We start from the raw sequence: 18,676 nt of genomic DNA, 5'->3' as shown, positions 1-18,676 counted from the left end.
TCAATGTAAAGCCTCGGTGGAAGATGCAGTCAGAATTTCTCTCCTAAAGGGGGGAGAACGTTTTTTACCCACATGTCCATTAATACCAAGAGTTTTACCGGTTTTTATTAAAAAACTTTTGACAATACGAGAATCTTTTTGGAGGGATCAATATGAAATTACGTGAACCCATGCCAGAATTAACGGGTGCTACTGCATGGATTAATGGTGAAGTAACAAAAGAAGAGCTAGTTGGAGAAAAACCTACTTTAATTCATTTTTGGTCAATTAGCTGCCACTTATGTAAAGAAGCGATGCCGAAAGTTAACGAATTTCGTGATCAATATAAAGATAAATTAAATGTTGTAGCTGTTCATATGCCGAGATCAGAGAACGACTTAGATTTAGATGAAATTAAAAAAGTGGCTGAGGAACACGGGATTACACAACCGATTTTTGTGGATAGTGAACATAAATTAACCGATGCATTTGAAAATCAATATGTACCTGCCTATTATGTATTTGATAAAGATGGGAAGCTTCGTCACTTCCAAGCAGGTGCAAGCGGGATGAAAATGTTAGAAAAACGAGTGAACCGTGTATTAAATGAAACGGAAAACAAAGAATGAAGATAACATCTAAAAAGCTCTGCACAAAGGCAGAGCTTTCTTAATGCTCGATAAGTGATGAAATGGGTACAGTGCGTTCTTCTTCACGGTTTTCCTTAAAATAAACTCTTGCTGTCTTCGTATCTTCATCGACGTTTTGAATGATAATTTCCTTTCCTTGATAGGTGACCGGTATGATTGTCGGTGATTGTAATATTTCTTTCGCTCTTGTAACATTCATTGTCCTTTCCTCCTTAATTTCATTCTTTTTTTTAATATGTGACATTTTTTAATATTTATCCCTTTATTCTTATATCGATAGTAAATATAATTTTGGATGTTTTCTTAATTACTTTTCATAGCGTGACATTGCAGATGTATCGCTTACCTGACAGCGAAAAGCTGTTTAGTAAAGCAACAATCTTTTAGAAAAGAGCGATAAATTTAAAAAAATCTCATCAAGCTATATTGACGATAGCAAAGAAGTGAAAAATCGATCCAGCAATAACAAACATGTGCCAAACAGCATGGTGGTAAGGAAAGCTTCTCCAAATGTAAAATATAGTTCCAAATGTATAGAAAATACCGCCAATGACTAGAAAATATAAACAATTCGATGGCAGACTAATAGTTAGCGGCTTCCATGCAAAAACAACGAGCCAGCCCATCAAAATATAGATAAAGGTTGAGGTATATAAAAATTTTTTTACAAAAAACACTTTAAAAATAACCCCGGCAATGGCTAATGTCCAAACAATCGCAAATATTGTCCATCCTAACGGTCCACGTAACACGGTCAATACGATTGGTGTATACGTTCCCGCTATAAACAAATAAATAGCAGAATGATCAAATATTTCAAACAAGTCTTTTGCTTTTCCTTTCGGGAAACTATGAACAAGTGTAGAAGATAGAAAAAGTAAAATCATGGTTCCTCCATAAACGGAAAAGCTTACGATATACCAAATAGATCCAATATTAACGGCATTGATGATCAGTAAAACGAGAGCAGCAATACTTAACAAAAACCCAATTCCATGTGTAATAGCATTGGCGATCTCTTCATTCTTAGGGAAGGTATGGGTCATGGCCAATTTGATCAAATCCTTTCAAATAAACATATCACTATTATACCTTTATTCATTTCATAAGAGATAACAAATAAATGAAATTTGCTGTGTCTTTTTGTTGGTGTCGTTTTGTGATAAATGTCACAGATACGATCCTTCCTTTGTTTTACAATAGAAAAAACGAAAGGAAGAGCTGTAAATGGACATGTTCAATGTTTTAAGTAATTTTAGTTACCATGTTTTATGGAATTTTGGTGTGTTATTTTTAGTGCTATTAGCAATCGTTTTATATTTGTTTTTATTGCCTGCATCAAAGGAACATACGAAAGGGCACACTTATTTTTTTCTCTTAGGTGCTATCGTATTTTTTATTGCCTTAGGAAGTCCGCTAAATATGCTAGGTCGTTTAATTTTCCGTGCTCATATGATACAAATGGTGTTGATTTTGTTCATATCCATCCCTCTTTTGTTAATTGGCTTTAAAACGAAAGTACTAGATTGCTTGTATCTAGTTCCTTTCTGGCAAAAGCTTTTTCATTCGTTTTCTAAACCGCTTGTTGGAATGATAACCTTTCATCTATTATGGAATATTTATCATCTTCCAATTGTTTTTAATTTTGTCAGAAGTCATTATATTTGGAATTATGTCTCGATTTTTACGTTATGTATTGCGGCTTTTTTATTATGGTGGCCGATATTTCCACCTATTCAAAAATTGAAAGAGGAAAACAAAAAGCCACTTGGATTTTATGTAATAGGGAATGTATGTCTATTTTTACCAATGGCGGCTGTTTACCTTTTTTCATCAACAAGTTTTTATTCCATTTATTCAGATCCAGACTTGTTAATTTCAGCTGTTGCGTTATGTTTACCAATAGGTGTATCAATGGACTCGCTTCCAGCCAATCTTCTCGAAAGGTTATTGCCATATTCACCTGTTCATGAGCAAAAGTATGGTGCGATCGTTTTGTTAATCAGTGTGGCGGTGATTTATTTAACACTGATTTTTCAATACAATAAAAACAAACGGCAGATTTTATCAATGTAGATGTGTAAATAAGTGCTGGTCGTTATTCAAAAAATACACAAAAATAGGGGCTGTCTAAAAAGTCCATTTTAGTGTTTATGTTTGCAAATTAAAAACCCGAGAATGTTGATATAACAGCATTCTTGGGTTTTGATTTTTTAATGCTCAAACTGAAAAACCACTTTTCGGACAGCCTCTCGATTTTTTTGAATAGATGGAGAAGAAATTGCTTGTATCAGGTTTTTAAGTATGGATAATTTTTTAATCAATGTCCTTTGTTAAGCTTGTCATCATGTTTTCATCCATTGGACCGACGATTTTCTTCGTAATGACACCTTTTGAATCAATAATATAGCTTGTTGGAATCGTGAAAGCTTGGTATTTTAGGCCAACTGAACCGTCTACATCAAGGAGAATAGGGAAAGTAAGTCCATAATCCTTCACAAAGGATTTGATGTTCTCCTCGCCTTTCTCCATATTAGTCAAGTTTACAGCTAAGATTTCAATCCCTTTGTCGTGATATTTGTTATAAAAATTTTCAAGATGTGGCATCTCAGCCTTACAAGGAGGGCACCAAGTAGCCCAAAAATTTAAAATGACTTTTTTTCCTTTAAAATCTGAAAGTTTAACGACTCTGCCTTCTAAAGTTGTTAATTTAAAGTCCGGTGCAGGCTTTCCTTCTTCCACTTCGGATAGATCTACACCTGGGATGTTTTCACTTACTGTTATTTCTTGAGAATAGTCTTCACTTTCCTCTATATTATTTGATTTCCAAAAATTCACGATAACAATCGCAATAGCTAGTCCTAAAATAGCGATCGATAAAACGTTTTTTTTCAAGTTTTTTGCTCCCCCTTATCGTTCTTTTTCAAAAAGATTAAAAATCGTAAACCCTACCCAAATAAAAGTCCATGTTTCTATCGTTAAGAAACGATCAAAGATGCTTAATAAAAACAGCTCAATTAATAGTATGATCAAAAATATTTGTTTAGAAAGAAAGATATTGTTCTTTTTGAAAAATAAAAGCAAGAACAAATAGCTAGAAAAAACGATGAAGTGAGCAGATGCCTCTAATACATTTTTTTCCAAAATATTAATCGTGACTTCATAGCTAATAAAAAATAGCAGAAATATATTTGCTCCTTCTAAAGAAAGAGAAGGATGTTTTTTCTTAGCAATCTTTAGAAGATAAAAAGAGAGAGAGGCTAATGCCAAAAAATGGCCTTTTATCCCACCGTTAAAGTATAAGATGGAAAGGGGCATATCCAAAAACAATTTGAAATGAAAGAAAATATAGCTAAGTTTCCATACAATTAAATAAAGAAAGAAAGCATTCCAATACCAATCGCCTGCATTTTGACGTAATAATAGTTTGGAATATGAAGCAGCAAGAAAGAGAGAAATGATAGATGCAAGCCACACAGTAGGAATCGTTATGTTTCCAAATTGTAAGTAAGTCATTGTTTTTCACCATTTTCACGTAAAATTATGATCAGAAAATAGAGTATGTAAACTTTGTGTACATCTATCATATTATATTATAAGAGATTTGTAACGAACTATATTTTTATGCCTGCTTTGACGTATTTTATTCAAGTAATCTTACATGAATTTGTCTATGATACATGTTTTGATTTTTCTCGAAATGTAAAATGGCTTGTACGTCATTATGGAAGAAAAAATAAGAAAAAAAAGCCATTAATTTAAAATTATGTCATTTCCCTATTGGCCGATACAATGGACGAAGATGACTTTTTCTTCATTATTCAAAGGACAACTTGATAGGATGAAACAACGTTTTCACAAATAACGTTTATGGGGGAGCAATCTCTCGGTTTCGGCGAAAAATCTCTCGGTTTCAGCGAAAAATCTCTCGGTTTCGACGAAAAATCTCTCGGTTTCGACGAAAAATCTCTCGGTTTCATGGAATAATTTCTCGGTTTTTCTCATTCTTAAAAGTAATGCCTGACGATGAAGTGACCACTTTTCAAGCAGAAAAAAAATAAAAGCAACATTCCTTCCATATTCATTTAGAGGAAGGTTGCTTACCGGAGCCAGTCCTTTTCATTACGATCAACTATCAGCTTATCATTATTCGATACGACAGATAGTTGCTGGACAGTTTTCGCAATTAATTTCTTTTTTTAAATAATCAATATCATGAATAACCATTTTCCCATCAGAAAAGGATATAATTTTTTTTCTTCTTAATTCACTTAGCATGCGATTAATACTTTCCCGAGTTGATCCGCAAAAATTAGCAAGCTGCTGATTTGTTAAGGATAAATTAATAAAAATTCCTTCATCTGTTTGAATTCCATAACTATTGGACAGGCGGATTAACGTTGAGTAAAGAGCCCCCTTTTTACCATATAAGAGGAGATCTCTAAATTTTGTAAACGTACGGCGAAATTGTTCACTCATCCATTTCATAAATTCATAATTCAGTGTCGGGTTTTGATAAAGTGCTTCTTCTAAGCGAGTTTTTGAAATGACGACAACTTCACTGTCCATTAACGCTTTTGCGTTTAACATATACTGTGAATGATTCGTAAACAGTGAAAGCTCTCCAACTAAATCGTTCGTTTGACAAACTCTAAGACAAAGTTCTTTTCCGTCAACCGTAATTTTACTTATCTGAATAAGGCCGGAACGAATGACGTACAATTCTTCGGCATCCATTCCTTCATAAAAAAGATAGTCACCTTTTCGTACGGTTTTTACCACATCACTTAATGATAATAAATCAAGAACAGGAAAATGATATGATCGAGAGGTTGTTGTTTGCACGAAAAAATGCCCCCTTTCTTAATAGGGATACATATTTTCCCTCATTATAACAAAAAAATGTGAAAAGGTGAACAATCTCGATTCAGGAACGAACAATGATGATTCCATTTTCACAAAAATGTCATTTTCGTATAGTTATTTTTTAGTTTGTAAGAAAAAGGATCAAAAGGTCAAATGAATCTCATCAATTGATAAAAAATGTGAATGTAAATTTAATGAAAAGATTGTAAAAATTTATGGAAATTATGAAACTTTTTTCTTATTCAAAGCGTATTATTAGTTGAAACAAAAATTTGGGAGGGAAAAAAAGTGGAACAGCAAGTAAATACGAATCAACCAATTAGCGAAAAGCCATCATTATTAGGAATTATTACGAAGCCTGGAGAGACGTTTGAACGGATCCGGGAAAAACCGAAAGTACTTATGCCATTATTATTTGTCATCGTACTTGCCGTGCTGACAACGATCATATCCGTGGCGAATGCTGATTTTGTACAAATGGGAATGAATCAAGGCCTCAGTCAAGAGGAAGCAGAGATGATTGCAGGATTTTCTAAAACGTCCATGATTATTGGGGGAATTATTTCACCGCCAATTATCATTCTTATTTCTACTCTTATCTATTTAGCGATTACGAAAATTGCTGGTACTGGTGCGAAATTTAAACAGTTATTTTCCATGACAACGTATATATCCATTATTACAGGCATTGGTTTATTACTAAATGCCATTATCGGATATTTCGTGGGAACAAATTTTGAAAACATGTCCTTTACGAGTTTAAATAGTTTAATAGGTGCTGAAGGAGCTACTGGAGCTTTATTATCTTATATTGAAGTGTTTGGCATTTGGACGACGGTTCTATCTGCAATCGGATTACATAAGGTTGGTAAGCTTTCAACTGGTGCTTCTTGGACGATTGCAATTATTTTCTTCATTATTGGAGCCATCTTTATGATGATCAGCGGTTTTACTCAAGGAATGATGGGAGCATAAATCTATGAAAAAGATTTGGATTGGGATTACGATTGTTACGGTTCTTGCCATCTTTGTCGGTGTTGGGGTTTATCGTGCTTCTACAGCGAAAAGTGTTTCAGTGAAAACAACACAGCTTACGGAACGAGAAATAACCGGGAATGTCATGATTCCCGGTACCCTTCATTTAGCAAATGAACAAAAAGTTTTTGTCGATCCGCAATTAGGAGAAGTAAAAGAAATTCTTGTTAAAGAGGGAGAAGAAATTAAAAAAGGGACTACGCTAGTAAAATATGAAAACGAACAGCTCGAACTTGAAAAAGAGCAAAATCAATTAGCCATTGAATCTAATTATTTACGAATTAATCAAATCAAAGACCAAATAAATGATATAGAGAAAAAAGAAAAAGATTTAGAGAAGGAGATTGGCAAAGAGGAAGCGGAAAAGCAAATAAAATCAGAAAAAAGTCAATTAGAAATGGAACTGAAAATGGCCAACATAGAATTAAAACAAAACATTTTACAAAAAAATACGATTGAAAAAAAACTAGCGGAGTTAGAAGTTAAAAGTGAAATGGACGGTGTCGTCATTCAAATTAATAAAGATGCTTTAAGCAGCGGAGCTGAACCACAAGTATTGATACATATTGGCAGTTTAAACCAATTTAAAGTAACGGGTGTGATTTCTGAATATGACACTTTAAAGGTTCAAGAAAATCAACCAGTTACATTAAAATCAGATGTCATGCCTGATCAAAAGTGGAAAGGAAAAGTTTCCAAAATCGCCTTTTTACCTGAAGATACGGACCCAATGACGCAAAACAGCGGAGCCGTTCAATACCCAATAGAAGTCGTCATAGAAGATAATCAGAATATTCCTGTAAAGCCAGGCTTTCAAATGATTATGGAAATTGAAACAGAACGTAAAAAAGTAAAGGCCATTCCACTTGAGGCCATTCAACAAGAAGATGATACCCATTTCGTATATGTCGTAGAAAATGGAAAAACGGTGAAAAAAGAAATAAAGGTCGGGACCTCAGATGATCAATTTATGGAAGTTAAAAACGGTTTAACGAAGGAAGATAAGGTGATCGTTCATCCACCTGATCAATTAAAAGCTGGTATGGAAGTGACGATTCAATGATCGAATTAATCGGCATTACGAAAAGTTATCAAATTGGGAAGGAATCAATTGATATATTAAAAAATATTCATTTAGAAATCAATGATGGTGAATTTGTTGCCATTATGGGACCTTCTGGATCAGGTAAGTCTACTTTAATGAATATTATTGGTTGTTTAGACCGTCCGACAAGCGGCACGTATTTATTTGATGGAGAAGATATATCCACTTACAAAGATCAGCAATTAGCAAAAATTCGTAATGTAGCGATTGGGTTTGTCTTTCAACAATTTCAGCTCTTGCCGAGGCTTAATGCATTAAAAAATGTTGAGCTTCCAATGATTTATGCAGGTATTGGCAAAAAGGAACGAGAGCAGAGAGCTAAAGAAGCATTAGAAAAAGTTGGTCTTTCTGATAGAATGCACCATATGCCAAATGAATTATCAGGGGGTCAAAAACAAAGGGTAGCGATTGCTAGAGCGATTGTTAATCATCCGAAATTAATTTTAGCTGATGAACCAACAGGAGCCCTTGATACGAAAACAAGCTTTGCAATCATGGAGCAGTTTACAGAGCTTAATCAAGAAGGAACGACTGTTGTCGTTGTGACACACGAGCAGGAGGTAGCCGATTATGCTAAGCGTGTCATTTTTGTTCGTGATGGGATGATCACAAATGTTGAAACTGGAGGGGAGGGGGACATCCATGAGTCTTATTGAAAATTTTCGGATGGCTCTTTCCTCTGTTATGGCACATAAACTAAGGTCTTTATTGACGATGCTCGGAATAATAATCGGTGTCGCTTCCGTAATTGTCGTCGTTGCGATTGGGCAAGGTGGAGAGCAAATGTTAAAGTCGCAAATAACAGGTGCTGGAAATACGATTGAGGTATTTTATCAACCGAGTGAGGAAGAGTTAAAAGCAAATCCAAACGCGTATATGATGGATCCATTTACACAAGAGGATATTCAAGCATTAAAAAATATTCCAGAAATTAAAAATGTTGTAGCAACAAGTTCGAATATGTATGAGACCCGTTACCAAGAAGAAACGACGGATACAACGGTTTTTGGCATTAATGCTGCTTATCCTGAAGTAAACGAATTTCATATTCATAAAGGCCGTACCTTTACGGAAGCGGATTTTTTAGGCGGACGCCGCGTTGGGATTATTAGTCATCAAATGAGCGAGGACTTTTTCAAAGATCAAGAACCGATCGGTGAAATTGTATGGGTCAACGGGCAACCAATTGAAATAATCGGTGTTCTAGAAAAAGCAACAGGGTTATTTGCCTTCGGGGGTTTGGAGATTTATTTGCCTTGGAACACATATCGGAATGCTTTCGGTGTCAATAGCTATAATCAAGTAACACTTCAAGCAAAAAGTGCTGATCAGATTCAAGCTGCAGGAGAAAAAGCAGAACAAATATTAAATACGATGCATAACACAGAGGATTCGTATCAAGTGATTAATTTTGAAGAAATAGCAGAGGGAATTGGACAGGTAACGAGAATTATGACACTTATTATTGGCAGTATTGCCGGAATTTCCTTATTAGTTGGCGGAATAGGTGTCATGAATATAATGCTTGTTTCCGTAACAGAACGGACACGTGAAATTGGAATCCGTAAAGCATTAGGAGCGACAAAAGGCCAAATTTTAACGCAATTTTTAATTGAATCCATTACCCTTACGTTAATTGGCGGCATTATTGGTATTTTATTAGGTGCAGGTGCAGCAACATTAGTATCCATGTTTGCTGGCTGGCCATCTTTAATCTCATGGCAAGTTGTTGTCGGGGGATTACTGTTCTCGATGTTTATTGGGGTTTTATTTGGAATGCTTCCAGCGAACAAAGCGGCAAGATTAGATCCAATACAGTCGCTTCGTTATGAGTGATGTAGCTCAATAGAAAGCCATGGTATTAGAACAGAAAATAATACGTAAGAGGCCGAATAAACGGAATTTTACAGGAAAGTGAAAATAAAAAGACGTGAACGAACACATTATGGTTTGTTCACGTCTTGTTTTTGTATAAGATTTAGAGCAGCTAAATCATTTGATTTTTAAATGGAAACAAATGGTTCACATTCATTTCCCCAAAGCGGTTCTAAAACGTCACTTGTGATCGTTTCAAGGTGAAGCTCTTCGATAGCATATTGAATTAACTCTGCTGCAACGATTGTCCCGAAACCGTTTATTAAATAATCATATTCCATCCAATAATTAAGTTTTCCTGTTTTGCTACTTATGGTGTCTTTTGTTAAGATAGCAGCCCCGATTGTACGCTTTTCTAGTTGAATCGCAAAAATATGTCTCTCTTCATTATTCGCTTTGAGCCATTTTGGATCAACAAAATACGATTTAATTTCCTTTTCTTCCACTTCGATTATTTCTATATAGTTTGGTCCTTTATGTAAAGGAGCTTTTAATTGAACAAACTCTTTTAATGCCATATCGGAAACCACCTTTATGTGTAATTGTCCTCTTATAAAAAACAAATGTTTATTTAATGAGGACATTATAAAATGAAAGTGAACAAATATCAAGAGGTTTTTGAAAAATTTTGGCTGTTTTCGTAAACTTTGTTGCTTTTCTACTGTCCATGAACCGTTCAAAGCACGTGGTCGGAAAATGTAATTTTTCCGACCATCGCCTTTTGTTCGGTTCACGTCACACTACACGCGTGACATAGCAAGCGTGTCGCTTGCCTGGAGAGATGAAAAGCTACGGTGAAGCAACAATCTTTTAGAAAAGAGGCAAAATTTTTAATGGAAGAATAAATGTTATCAACTAAAGAGCGCCTTATTATCAAGTGTCATCAAAAAAATAATGGCTCAAGAAAAGAGCCATTAATCTAATCACTTGAAAACATATATACTTTATGGTGCCACCTAATCCCGAATATAAGTCCGATTGCAAACATACTGCCCATTAAGGAGCTTCCACCATAACTGATGAAAGGAAGTGGGATCCCTGTAATTGGGAGAAAACCAATCGTCATCCCAACATTTTGAAAAACGTGGAAAACAAATAAACTTATGACGCCTGCACAAATATAACTATTAAACTCTTCATTTGTCTCGATTGACACTTTAATTAAATGATAGATCAATAAAAAGAACAGACTAAGTACGACACTTGTTCCGACAAAACCGAATTGTTCGCCAATCACACTAAAGATGAAATCCGTATGATTTTCGGGTATATAAACTTGACCTTGACCGACTCCTTTGCCAACAATTTGTCCTGAACCGATCGCTTTTAAAGATTTTAATAATTGGTATCCTTCACCACTTTTATACCCTTCCGGATTAAGCCATGAATAAATGCGACCAAACTGATAGGATTGAACCCCTAAATATTTTTCTAATATACTTGGTGCTTTTAAAACTAAATAAAAAATGGTCGAAATCGCTATGACAGCGATAATGGTAATAGAAATAATAATTCTCCATAAAATTCCAGATACGAAAATGAGTCCAATCACAATAGCAACCATAACGAGAGCTGTTCCTAAATCCGGTTGTTTTAATACGAGGAAAATAGGTACGATTGCTGTGACGACAATTTTGAATAGCAATTTTAAATCAGATTCAAGTGTATGTTTTAAATATTTTTGATTATGATTTGTAATGATTGTGCTTAAAGTTATGATCAAAAACACTTTCATAAACTCAGCTGGTTGAAACGAAAAACCAGGAAGTGTAAACCATGCTTTAGCCCCGTTCACCGGTTTTGCAATAGATGTTGGGGCAACCATTAAAAAGACTAGTAAGAAAATGCCGAACCCATATAAATACCACGCCATGCGTTGGATTTGTTCGGAATCAAAAAACATGACACCTGCCACAATGAAACAACCGACAACATACCAAACAATTTGCTTGAGTAAAAAGTTTTCTTCATATTGTCCAGATGTCATTTGGGCACCATAAATGGCGATACAGCTCGTACAAAATAGCAGAAAGAGAATAAATGCAAGCTGATAATCAAATCGAGACTGAATTTTATTGTTAGAACTCATGTTGTCAACACCAACTTTTATCGAAATTAAAAGAACTTCGTTTTCTAAATGTTGTAGAAAAAAGGTGGGAAAATTCCGTTCAAAATCATAGACGAAATGAAATGAAAAAAGTTTCAATATATATTCACGTTACATATAGTAGCACAATTTCCTCGTTTTGCCCATGTCGCAAATTTTTCTTGAACATTGCCTATTTTGCATGCAAAAAATATTTGCTTGGATCGTTAGATGGATTTCCATTTGTCAATCCGTTCGCCGATTGCTTCAAATCTCCTTTCTACATCCCACATCAAAAGATTTCGCTATTTACGTTTTTTCGTCCAAGAACTTATAACGACAATGTTTGTAAAAGCAGACAATCTTAAAAACGATATTTTTTACAGGATGGAAATATGTTCAAAAATTCGAAACAAAAAATTTAAATAAATATTATGAATCTTTTAAAAATATGTTAAAATAATGACTGAAAATTCAAATGATTTAATTAAGGGGGATGGGCAATGTACGTACCACTTATATTAACTCAATTTTTAGATCGAGCTGTTCGATTATATGGGGAAAAAACAGCCGTTATCGATGATAATAAGAAAATAACCTATTATGAATTAAATGAACGAGTGAATCAATTATCACACGGTTTAAAACAACTAGGGGTAGAAAAAGGGGACCGCGTTGCATATTTAGCACCGAATACATTAGAGATGTTAGAAGGTTTTTATGGTATATTTCAACTCGGAGCGATCATGGTCCCGCTTAATATTCGATTAAAACCAGAAGACTATTTATATATTTTAAATCATAGTGAAAGTAAATTGCTTTTTGTTGATGAGGAATTATATCATTTAATTGAACCAATTAAAGGGGATTTACAAACTGTTGAAAAAATTATTGTTCAAAATGGAAAAGGGTCAGAAGAGGATCTTTTTTACGATGAATGGCTGAGCCAATTTTCAAAAGAACCTTTTGCACGTGCTGAAATCGATGAGCATGATGTTTGCAGTTTATTGTATACAAGTGGTACGACCGGCAAGCCGAAAGGAGTTATGTTAACTCATCGCAATAACTATTTACACGCTTTATCGGTCATGCATCATTTGCGTGTTTCTGATGAAGATATATATTTGCACATTTTACCGATGTTCCACGTAAATGGTTGGGGAGCTCCATTTTATTATACAGCGAATGGAGCAACGCATATTTGTTTAAGAAAAGCGAAGCCTGAACTCATTTTTGAGAAAATCAAAAATCACAACGTTACCGTTATGCATATGGCTCCAACCGTCTTAAACACGTTGCTTCAATATCATGATCAGCATCAAAACGACGTATCGACGAACGTTCGTGTTGTCATTGCTGGATCTGCTCCACCACCGGCATTCGTGAAACGTGTGGAAAACGAGCTTGGTTGGGAATTTATCCAAGTTTACGGCATGACCGAATCATCGCCATTAAGCTTAATTTCAACGATTCGTCCGCAGTTGAAGAATTTACCAATTGAAGAACAACATCGCTTTAAAGCAAAAGCTGGGTTCCCGATGATTGGCTGTGACGTAAAAGTAGTGAAAGAAAATGGTGAAGAAGTAAAACCGAATGGAAAAGAAATAGGTGAAGTGATAACTCGCTCAAATGGTGTTATGAAAGGGTATTGGAAAAATGAAGAAGCAACGATGAGCACCATTCAAAATGGCTGGCTTCATACAGGAGACATGGCAACAGTGGATGAATATGGACATATTGATATTGTTGATCGGAAAAAGGATATCATTATTAGTGGGGGAGAAAATATTTCATCCATTGAGGTTGAAGGTGTTCTATATGAGCATCCAGCTGTCCAAGAAGCTGCCGTCATTGCCATCCCACATGAAAAATGGGGAGAAACTCCACACGCATTTGTCGTTATAAAGGAAGGGGAAACAGTAACTGAGGAAGAATTGATTGCTTTCTCGCGTCAGCATTTAGCGCATTTCAAAGCCCCAACATCGATTTCATTTGTTGATGAATTGCCAAAAACAGCTTCTGGTAAGATTCAAAAAGTTCAGCTTAGAAAACATTTTTGGGGTGAACGTGAACGCCTTGTGAACTAATTAGGCATCTAGTACCGAAAACGTATATACGTGTTAAAAGGATCTTGCTATTTTCCGGTAAGATCCTTTATATTTTTTAGGAATGAATACGAATCCATCTTATTGGTTGAATATTCTTCACTTCTGAGACGATCATCCTCTAAAAGGTCATCATATTCCTTATCGCACATAAACTCTTGTTGCTATGGCTTCCATGCTATTAAGTTAATTCTCTTTCCAGTTGCTTGATTCTTTCTTTTTGTTCTTTCGTTAAACTAGCAAGATCGTATGAACCATTCATTGAACCATTCATTTTTATCACCTCAATGTTAATATTCGCAAGAGAACTTCATTTTATCCTGAAAATTAATAATAAGACAAAAACGCCGGTAAGAAATAACCGACGTTTTTGTCACTTTATTGAGATAAGTATCGCAATGAACAAGCATAAAAGTGTGAAGATAGCGCTCAGCCATTTTAACGATCGTGGCATATGGTCGCGTAGCTGCTCGTTCACTTGCTTTTCTTGCTCCTCAACGTATTTGCGAAAATTTGGACTGCAGCAACCCATTAGGCGACCTCCATTGCATCATCGTCAAGCTGAAATTCGCACTTTTGAGATTTTTTTGCAGCGGCAAAAAATAGTGCAATGATTGTAAGCGTTATGATCGTTGCACCGATGTAAGCAACATTTAATGGAAGGCCGAATCCAATTTGGGCATTTAATATATACGTGAACGTTGCCAAAGTCATAAATGTGGCAGGAACTATTGCGACAAAGTAATTTTTCTTTGCTAAGAATAAATACATTGCACCTACCCATAAGGCGATGACAGCTGTTGATTGATTGGCCCATGAAAAATAACGCCAAAGAAGTGTGAAATCAATTTTCGTTAAAACGAAAGATAAAGTAAATAAAGGTAAAGCAATCCATAAGCGACTTGTGATTTTCTTTTGAGAAATATTTAGATAGTCGGCAATGATCATTCGTGCAGAACGGAATGCAGTATCACCAGAAGTAATCGGCAAAACAATGACCCCAATGACGGCTAATGTTCCACCTAAAGCGCCTAACATTTTTGATGCAACTTCACTAACAACCGCAGCTGGACCACCGTTTGTTAAAATTTCGTTTAAGCCTTCAGAACCGTTAAATAAACTCATAGCGGCCGCAGCCCAAATCATCGCAATAATTCCTTCTGCAATCATCATACCGTAAAAGATTTTTCTTCCGTGTTTTTCATTTTGTGTTGTGCGAGAAATAATTGGTGTTTGTGTCGCATGAAATCCAGATAAAGCTCCACAAGAAATCGTTAAGAATAATAACGGGAAGATTGGTGCTTGATCTGGATGCATATTTTTAAATGTTAATTCTGGAATAGGTGCACCTTTAAATATTAGAGAAAAACCAACACCAATTGCGCTAATGAGTAATAATGCACCAAAAATCGGATAAAAACGACCGATGATTTTATCAATTGGTAATAATGTCGCTAAAATATAGTAAATAAAAATTGCTCCAATAATAACTGGTAAAGTCATCCAGTCGCTTGTTAAATTATGAATTAATCCTGCAGGTGCTGTAACGAAAACCGTCCCAACAAGGAGAAGTAATAATATTGAAAACGTGTTAACTACGTGCTTCATCACTTTACCTAAAAACTTGCCGGCAAGTTCAGGTAAGTGTGCACCACGGTTACGGATCGATATCATGCCCGTTAAATAATCGTGGACAGCTCCAGCAAAAATGCAACCGAGAACGATCCATAAAAAGGCTACAGGTCCGTAAAGTGCTCCCATTATTGGACCGAAAATTGGACCAACTCCAGCAATGTTTAGAAGTTGAATTAACGAATTACGTTTTGTTCCCATAGGTAAATAGTCTACACCGTCCTGGTGTGAATAAGCAGGTGTTTGTCGATTTTCGTTCACGCCAAATACTTTTTCAATAAATTTTCCGTAAGTAAAATACCCTACAATTAACAAGATAATTCCAAAAATAAATGTAAACATAATTCGGCCCCCCCTTTGTCCTTCCGTTGAATGCGTTTACAAATATCATAACAAGGAATGTATTTATTGCGTTAATTTCAAGATTAAGATGTATATTTTGATGAATAAAATGCATGAAAACGCTTTTAAGATGCAAAAAATGAAAAAAGTTGTAGAGGTAAAAGACAAAATGATAAAAAAGCTATCCCACCGTTGAAATTGTCTTTGGGACAGCCATTTAGGTTACAACTCCAGCCTTTCCCGCAGCGCTTTTGCGTAATTTCGACTGACAGAGAGCTTTTCTTTAATTCCTTTTAATTCAAGTTGGTAAGCGCCATTAAACCAAGGGATAAGCCTGGAAACGTAATCTAAGTTAACTAAATAACTTTTATGAATTCGAAAAAATGAGTAAGGCTCAAGTCGGGATTGTAAATCTTTTAGTGGCATTTTTGTTTCATATTCGAATTCTTTTCCAACGATTTTCGTGATCCGTTCTTCCCGATATATATAGTATATATCATGTGGATCTATATAAATAATTTCTTCATCTCCTTCAATCGCTAGCTTAGAAGGGTGGGTCTCTTTTTTTAGCTGCTCATTTTTTTGAATTCGCTTTTTAAGTCTTGTGATCGTTTCTTGCAATTGCTTATCATCAAAAGGTTTTAATAAATAATCAACTGCCTCATAGCGAAAGGCTTCCACGGCAAAATCGGGATAAGCAGTCGCGAAAACAATATATGGAACTTTTTTTAATTCAAGTAAAGATTTCGCGACTTCCATTCCGTTCATTTTCGGCATTTCAACATCTATAAAAATGACATCAGGCTGAAGCTGAATGGCTTTCATGATTGCGGATTCACCAGAATCTGCTTCTCCAATGACGTCAAGATCAGAGTCAGAGCTTAATAAATGAATAAGTTCATCACGACTGTATCGTTCATCATCTACTACTAAAACGAGTATTTTGCTAGGCATAAACCTTTTCCTCCTCTTTGTTTGGAAGGGAAAACGAAATGATTGTTCCTTTATCATTTTTACTTGAAATATGGAGAGCTGAATATTCTCCTAGCATCATGATAAGTCGTCGATTGACATTGTATAAGGCAAACCCAGTACCTGTTTTCGAATTTATCAATTGATAGCCAACTTTTTTAAGGGTTTCTTCACTCATTCCCACCCCATTATCTATAACGGAAACGATGGTGGCATCATCTTTTTTACGGATTTGAAGTGTAATGACACAATCTTTTTCTTTATCTTTAAACCCATGTTTAATAGCATTTTCAACGAGAGGTTGTAAAGTTAACGGTGGAATTTTACACTTTAATGAAACTTCGTCAATTTCGTAGTAAACCTTCAATTTATCAACAAAACGGGCTTTTTCAATTTCTAAATAAGCTTGAACGTGCAAAAGCTCTTCTTCAAGGGTTGTCCAATTTTTCGTTGTTCCTGTTAAATTTTGTCGGAAAAACTTCGATAAGGCAATTAAAAGCTTACGTGCTTCATTTGGGTTTGAACGAATTAACGATACGATGACATTGATCGAATTAAACAAAAAATGAGGTCGGATTTGTGCTTGTAATGCTTTTATTTCTGCTTCCTTTGCAAGCTGCCAAGCTACTTCCGCTTCGGCCAGCTCAAGCTGCTGACTTAATAAAGAGCTTAGCCCTCGTATTAATTCTAAATCAATATGGTTGATGGCTTGCTCTGATGTAAAATAAAACTTAAGAGTTCCGACCGTTTTTCCCCGTTGTTTAAGAGGGGCGATGACGACAGCACCTAAAGGGCAATATTTGAAAGAACAGTGGATATGTTCTTTGCCTAATACTAGCATTTGCCCATTTTGAATAACTGTTTTCGTAGCATTTGTTTGAATGTGATTATTCGGCTTATGATGGTCATCTCCAAGTCCGATATGTGCTAAAATCAATTTTTGGTTCGTAATGGAAACAGCAGCTATATCTACTTCACGATAGATCATGCGGCAAACAGCATCAGCCGATTCAATAGATAATCCTTGTCTTAAATAAGGAACTGTTTGTTCTGCGAGTTTTAACGCTTTTTGGGCTACAATAGCTCCTGCTTTTTCTTCCTCTTTAAAGACACTTTGAATAATAAGTAAAAAAAGGGCAGAGCCGAGACCATTGGCAATAATCATGGGCAAGGATATTTCTTCTACAAGTTCGATGGCCATGTGAAACGGTTTAGCAATTAGAACGATGATTACCATTTGAATCGCTTCAGCAAAGGAACCGGCGAAAAACGCCGTAGATAAGTGTAGCTTTTTTTGTTTTTGATGAAAAAAACCAGCGATGATTCCGGCAACTATGGAAGAAACACCACAAGCAACAGCTGTATAGCCTCCTAACGTCATGCGATGTATGCCAGCAATGATACCGGCGGAAATTCCAATTCGGTATCCGCCAAGTAAACCGGCAATGATAATTCCGATAACTCTTGAATTCGCAATCGCCTCCGAATCTTGTAAGTTATTTACCCATGTATCGTAATCAGCTGTGAGTGGATTAAAGGTAACCCCAGTATAGGTACCAATGATACCAAAAAGACCAAAAAAGCAGATCGCCAAAATTTGATGCTGCCATGAAATTTGTTCAGAACGAATCATTTGCCGAATAAAACGAAATCGAGTCATAACAAAAGCAACAGTTACAATAATACCTAGCCTTTCGAGCATCGTTAATAAAAGAATAACCATTATTTTCTCTCCTAATGTTAAAAGACATGTTGTGAATGGGTATTTTTATCATATCATCAGCAGGTGACTTAGACAAAAAGAAAGGCAGAAAGAGGTGTTAGAGTACGTTTTTAGACCTTTACACTCGTTAGAGGATTGATAACCTACATGTATCAATGGGGAAAGATTGAGGATGAAGCTCTTAGGAATGGGTAAGGAAGTAGAGGATATACCCGAGGAGCCCTGCAAATAGAAGCTGTTGAAAAAAACGGTGAACATAATGCTTCATTAAGTTCCTTGTATTCTCCATTGCTTTTATTTTTCCAT

The 18,676-nt window shown here is 35.5% G+C and carries 18 protein-coding genes; 7 read left to right on the top strand and 11 right to left on the bottom strand.

What is annotated here, in order from left to right:
* Positions 1–152 precede the first annotated feature (152 nt).
* Positions 153–608, top strand: a complete 456-nt coding sequence (locus J2S06_RS06320; protein WP_419151707.1) for a TlpA family protein disulfide reductase — start codon at positions 153–155, stop codon at positions 606–608.
* 40 nt (positions 609–648) lie between these two features.
* On the opposite strand, the gene J2S06_RS06315 is transcribed toward J2S06_RS06320, so the two are convergent.
* Both J2S06_RS06315 and trhA read right to left on the bottom strand, forming a co-directional pair.
* Positions 649–828 (bottom strand): H-type small acid-soluble spore protein, encoded by a 180-nt coding sequence (locus J2S06_RS06315; RefSeq protein ID WP_419151706.1) that lies wholly within the window; start codon positions 826–828, stop codon positions 649–651.
* Between the two features lie 217 nt (positions 829–1,045).
* Entirely contained in the window at positions 1,046–1,681 is a 636-nt protein-coding gene (trhA, locus tag J2S06_RS06310) for a PAQR family membrane homeostasis protein TrhA (RefSeq protein ID WP_044895664.1), read from the bottom strand.
* A 175-nt stretch (positions 1,682–1,856) separates the two neighbouring features.
* Here trhA and J2S06_RS06305 point away from each other — a divergent pair, with 175 nt between their 5' ends.
* Entirely contained in the window at positions 1,857–2,705 is an 849-nt protein-coding gene (locus tag J2S06_RS06305; protein WP_419151705.1) for a cytochrome c oxidase assembly protein, read from the top strand.
* 240 nt (positions 2,706–2,945) lie between these two features.
* Here the strand turns inward: J2S06_RS06305 and J2S06_RS06300 are convergent, their stop codons facing one another.
* The 4 genes from J2S06_RS06300 to J2S06_RS06285 form a co-directional block, all read right to left on the bottom strand.
* Positions 2,946–3,524, bottom strand: coding sequence for a peroxiredoxin family protein (locus tag J2S06_RS06300; protein WP_419151704.1), 579 nt, complete (start codon positions 3,522–3,524; stop codon positions 2,946–2,948).
* Between the two features lie 15 nt (positions 3,525–3,539).
* The gene (locus tag J2S06_RS06295; protein WP_419151703.1) at positions 3,540–4,145 is read right to left on the bottom strand and encodes a hypothetical protein; all 606 of its coding nucleotides are present in this window, start codon (positions 4,143–4,145) and stop codon (positions 3,540–3,542) included.
* Between the two features lie 339 nt (positions 4,146–4,484).
* A complete protein-coding gene (locus J2S06_RS06290) occupies positions 4,485–4,634 on the bottom strand; it encodes a hypothetical protein (protein WP_419151702.1) in 150 nt (49 codons plus the stop codon).
* 141 nt (positions 4,635–4,775) lie between these two features.
* On the bottom strand, positions 4,776–5,474 hold the full coding sequence (locus J2S06_RS06285) for a Crp/Fnr family transcriptional regulator (RefSeq protein ID WP_419151701.1): 699 nt from the start codon (positions 5,472–5,474) through the stop codon (positions 4,776–4,778).
* Between the two features lie 309 nt (positions 5,475–5,783).
* Here J2S06_RS06285 and J2S06_RS06280 point away from each other — a divergent pair, with 309 nt between their 5' ends.
* From J2S06_RS06280 to J2S06_RS06265, 4 genes are read left to right on the top strand one after another with little or no spacing between them, the layout of a single operon-like run.
* A complete protein-coding gene (locus tag J2S06_RS06280) occupies positions 5,784–6,470 on the top strand; it encodes a YknW family membrane protein (RefSeq protein WP_419151700.1) in 687 nt (228 codons plus the stop codon).
* 4 nt (positions 6,471–6,474) lie between these two features.
* Entirely contained in the window at positions 6,475–7,593 is a 1,119-nt protein-coding gene (locus J2S06_RS06275) for an efflux RND transporter periplasmic adaptor subunit (protein WP_419151699.1), read from the top strand.
* A complete protein-coding gene (locus tag J2S06_RS06270; protein WP_419151698.1) occupies positions 7,590–8,291 on the top strand; it encodes an ABC transporter ATP-binding protein in 702 nt (233 codons plus the stop codon). Before J2S06_RS06275 ends, J2S06_RS06270 begins: the two co-directional genes overlap by 4 nt.
* Positions 8,278–9,471 (top strand): ABC transporter permease, encoded by a 1,194-nt coding sequence (locus J2S06_RS06265; protein WP_044747085.1) that lies wholly within the window; start codon positions 8,278–8,280, stop codon positions 9,469–9,471. The genes J2S06_RS06270 and J2S06_RS06265 overlap by 14 nt, the downstream gene beginning before the upstream one ends.
* A 167-nt stretch (positions 9,472–9,638) precedes the next feature.
* Here J2S06_RS06265 and J2S06_RS06260 read toward each other — a convergent pair whose 3' ends face one another.
* Entirely contained in the window at positions 9,639–10,028 is a 390-nt protein-coding gene (locus tag J2S06_RS06260) for a GNAT family N-acetyltransferase (RefSeq protein ID WP_419151697.1), read from the bottom strand.
* Positions 10,029–10,429: 401 nt separating this feature from the next.
* The gene (gene rodA / locus J2S06_RS06255) at positions 10,430–11,599 is read right to left on the bottom strand and encodes a rod shape-determining protein RodA (RefSeq protein WP_419151696.1); all 1,170 of its coding nucleotides are present in this window, start codon (positions 11,597–11,599) and stop codon (positions 10,430–10,432) included.
* Positions 11,600–12,099: 500 nt separating this feature from the next.
* Between rodA and J2S06_RS06250 the strand changes: the two genes are divergently transcribed.
* A complete protein-coding gene (locus J2S06_RS06250; protein ID WP_419151695.1) occupies positions 12,100–13,683 on the top strand; it encodes a fatty acid--CoA ligase in 1,584 nt (527 codons plus the stop codon).
* A 549-nt stretch (positions 13,684–14,232) separates the two neighbouring features.
* On the opposite strand, the gene J2S06_RS06245 is transcribed toward J2S06_RS06250, so the two are convergent.
* From J2S06_RS06245 to J2S06_RS06235, 3 genes are all read right to left on the bottom strand, one after another.
* Entirely contained in the window at positions 14,233–15,675 is a 1,443-nt protein-coding gene (locus tag J2S06_RS06245) for a carbon starvation CstA family protein (protein WP_419151694.1), read from the bottom strand.
* Between the two features lie 222 nt (positions 15,676–15,897).
* Positions 15,898–16,629: a LytR/AlgR family response regulator transcription factor gene (locus J2S06_RS06240; protein WP_419151693.1), complete on the bottom strand. Its 732-nt coding sequence runs from the start codon at positions 16,627–16,629 to the stop codon at positions 15,898–15,900.
* Positions 16,622–18,370 carry a LytS/YhcK type 5TM receptor domain-containing protein gene (locus tag J2S06_RS06235; protein ID WP_419151692.1) on the bottom strand — a complete coding sequence of 583 codons (1,749 nt, stop codon included), beginning with the start codon at positions 18,368–18,370 and terminating at the stop codon, positions 16,622–16,624. Before J2S06_RS06235 ends, J2S06_RS06240 begins: the two co-directional genes overlap by 8 nt.
* Positions 18,371–18,676: the final 306 nt, after the last annotated feature.

Origin of the sequence: Bacillus alveayuensis (assembly GCA_030812955.1) — a bacterium.
GTDB lineage: Bacteria > Bacillota > Bacilli > Bacillales > Aeribacillaceae > Bacillus_CB > Bacillus_CB alveayuensis.
Note: the sequence above shows the minus strand (reverse complement) of the source record. Positions and strands in the feature narration are given on the sequence as shown.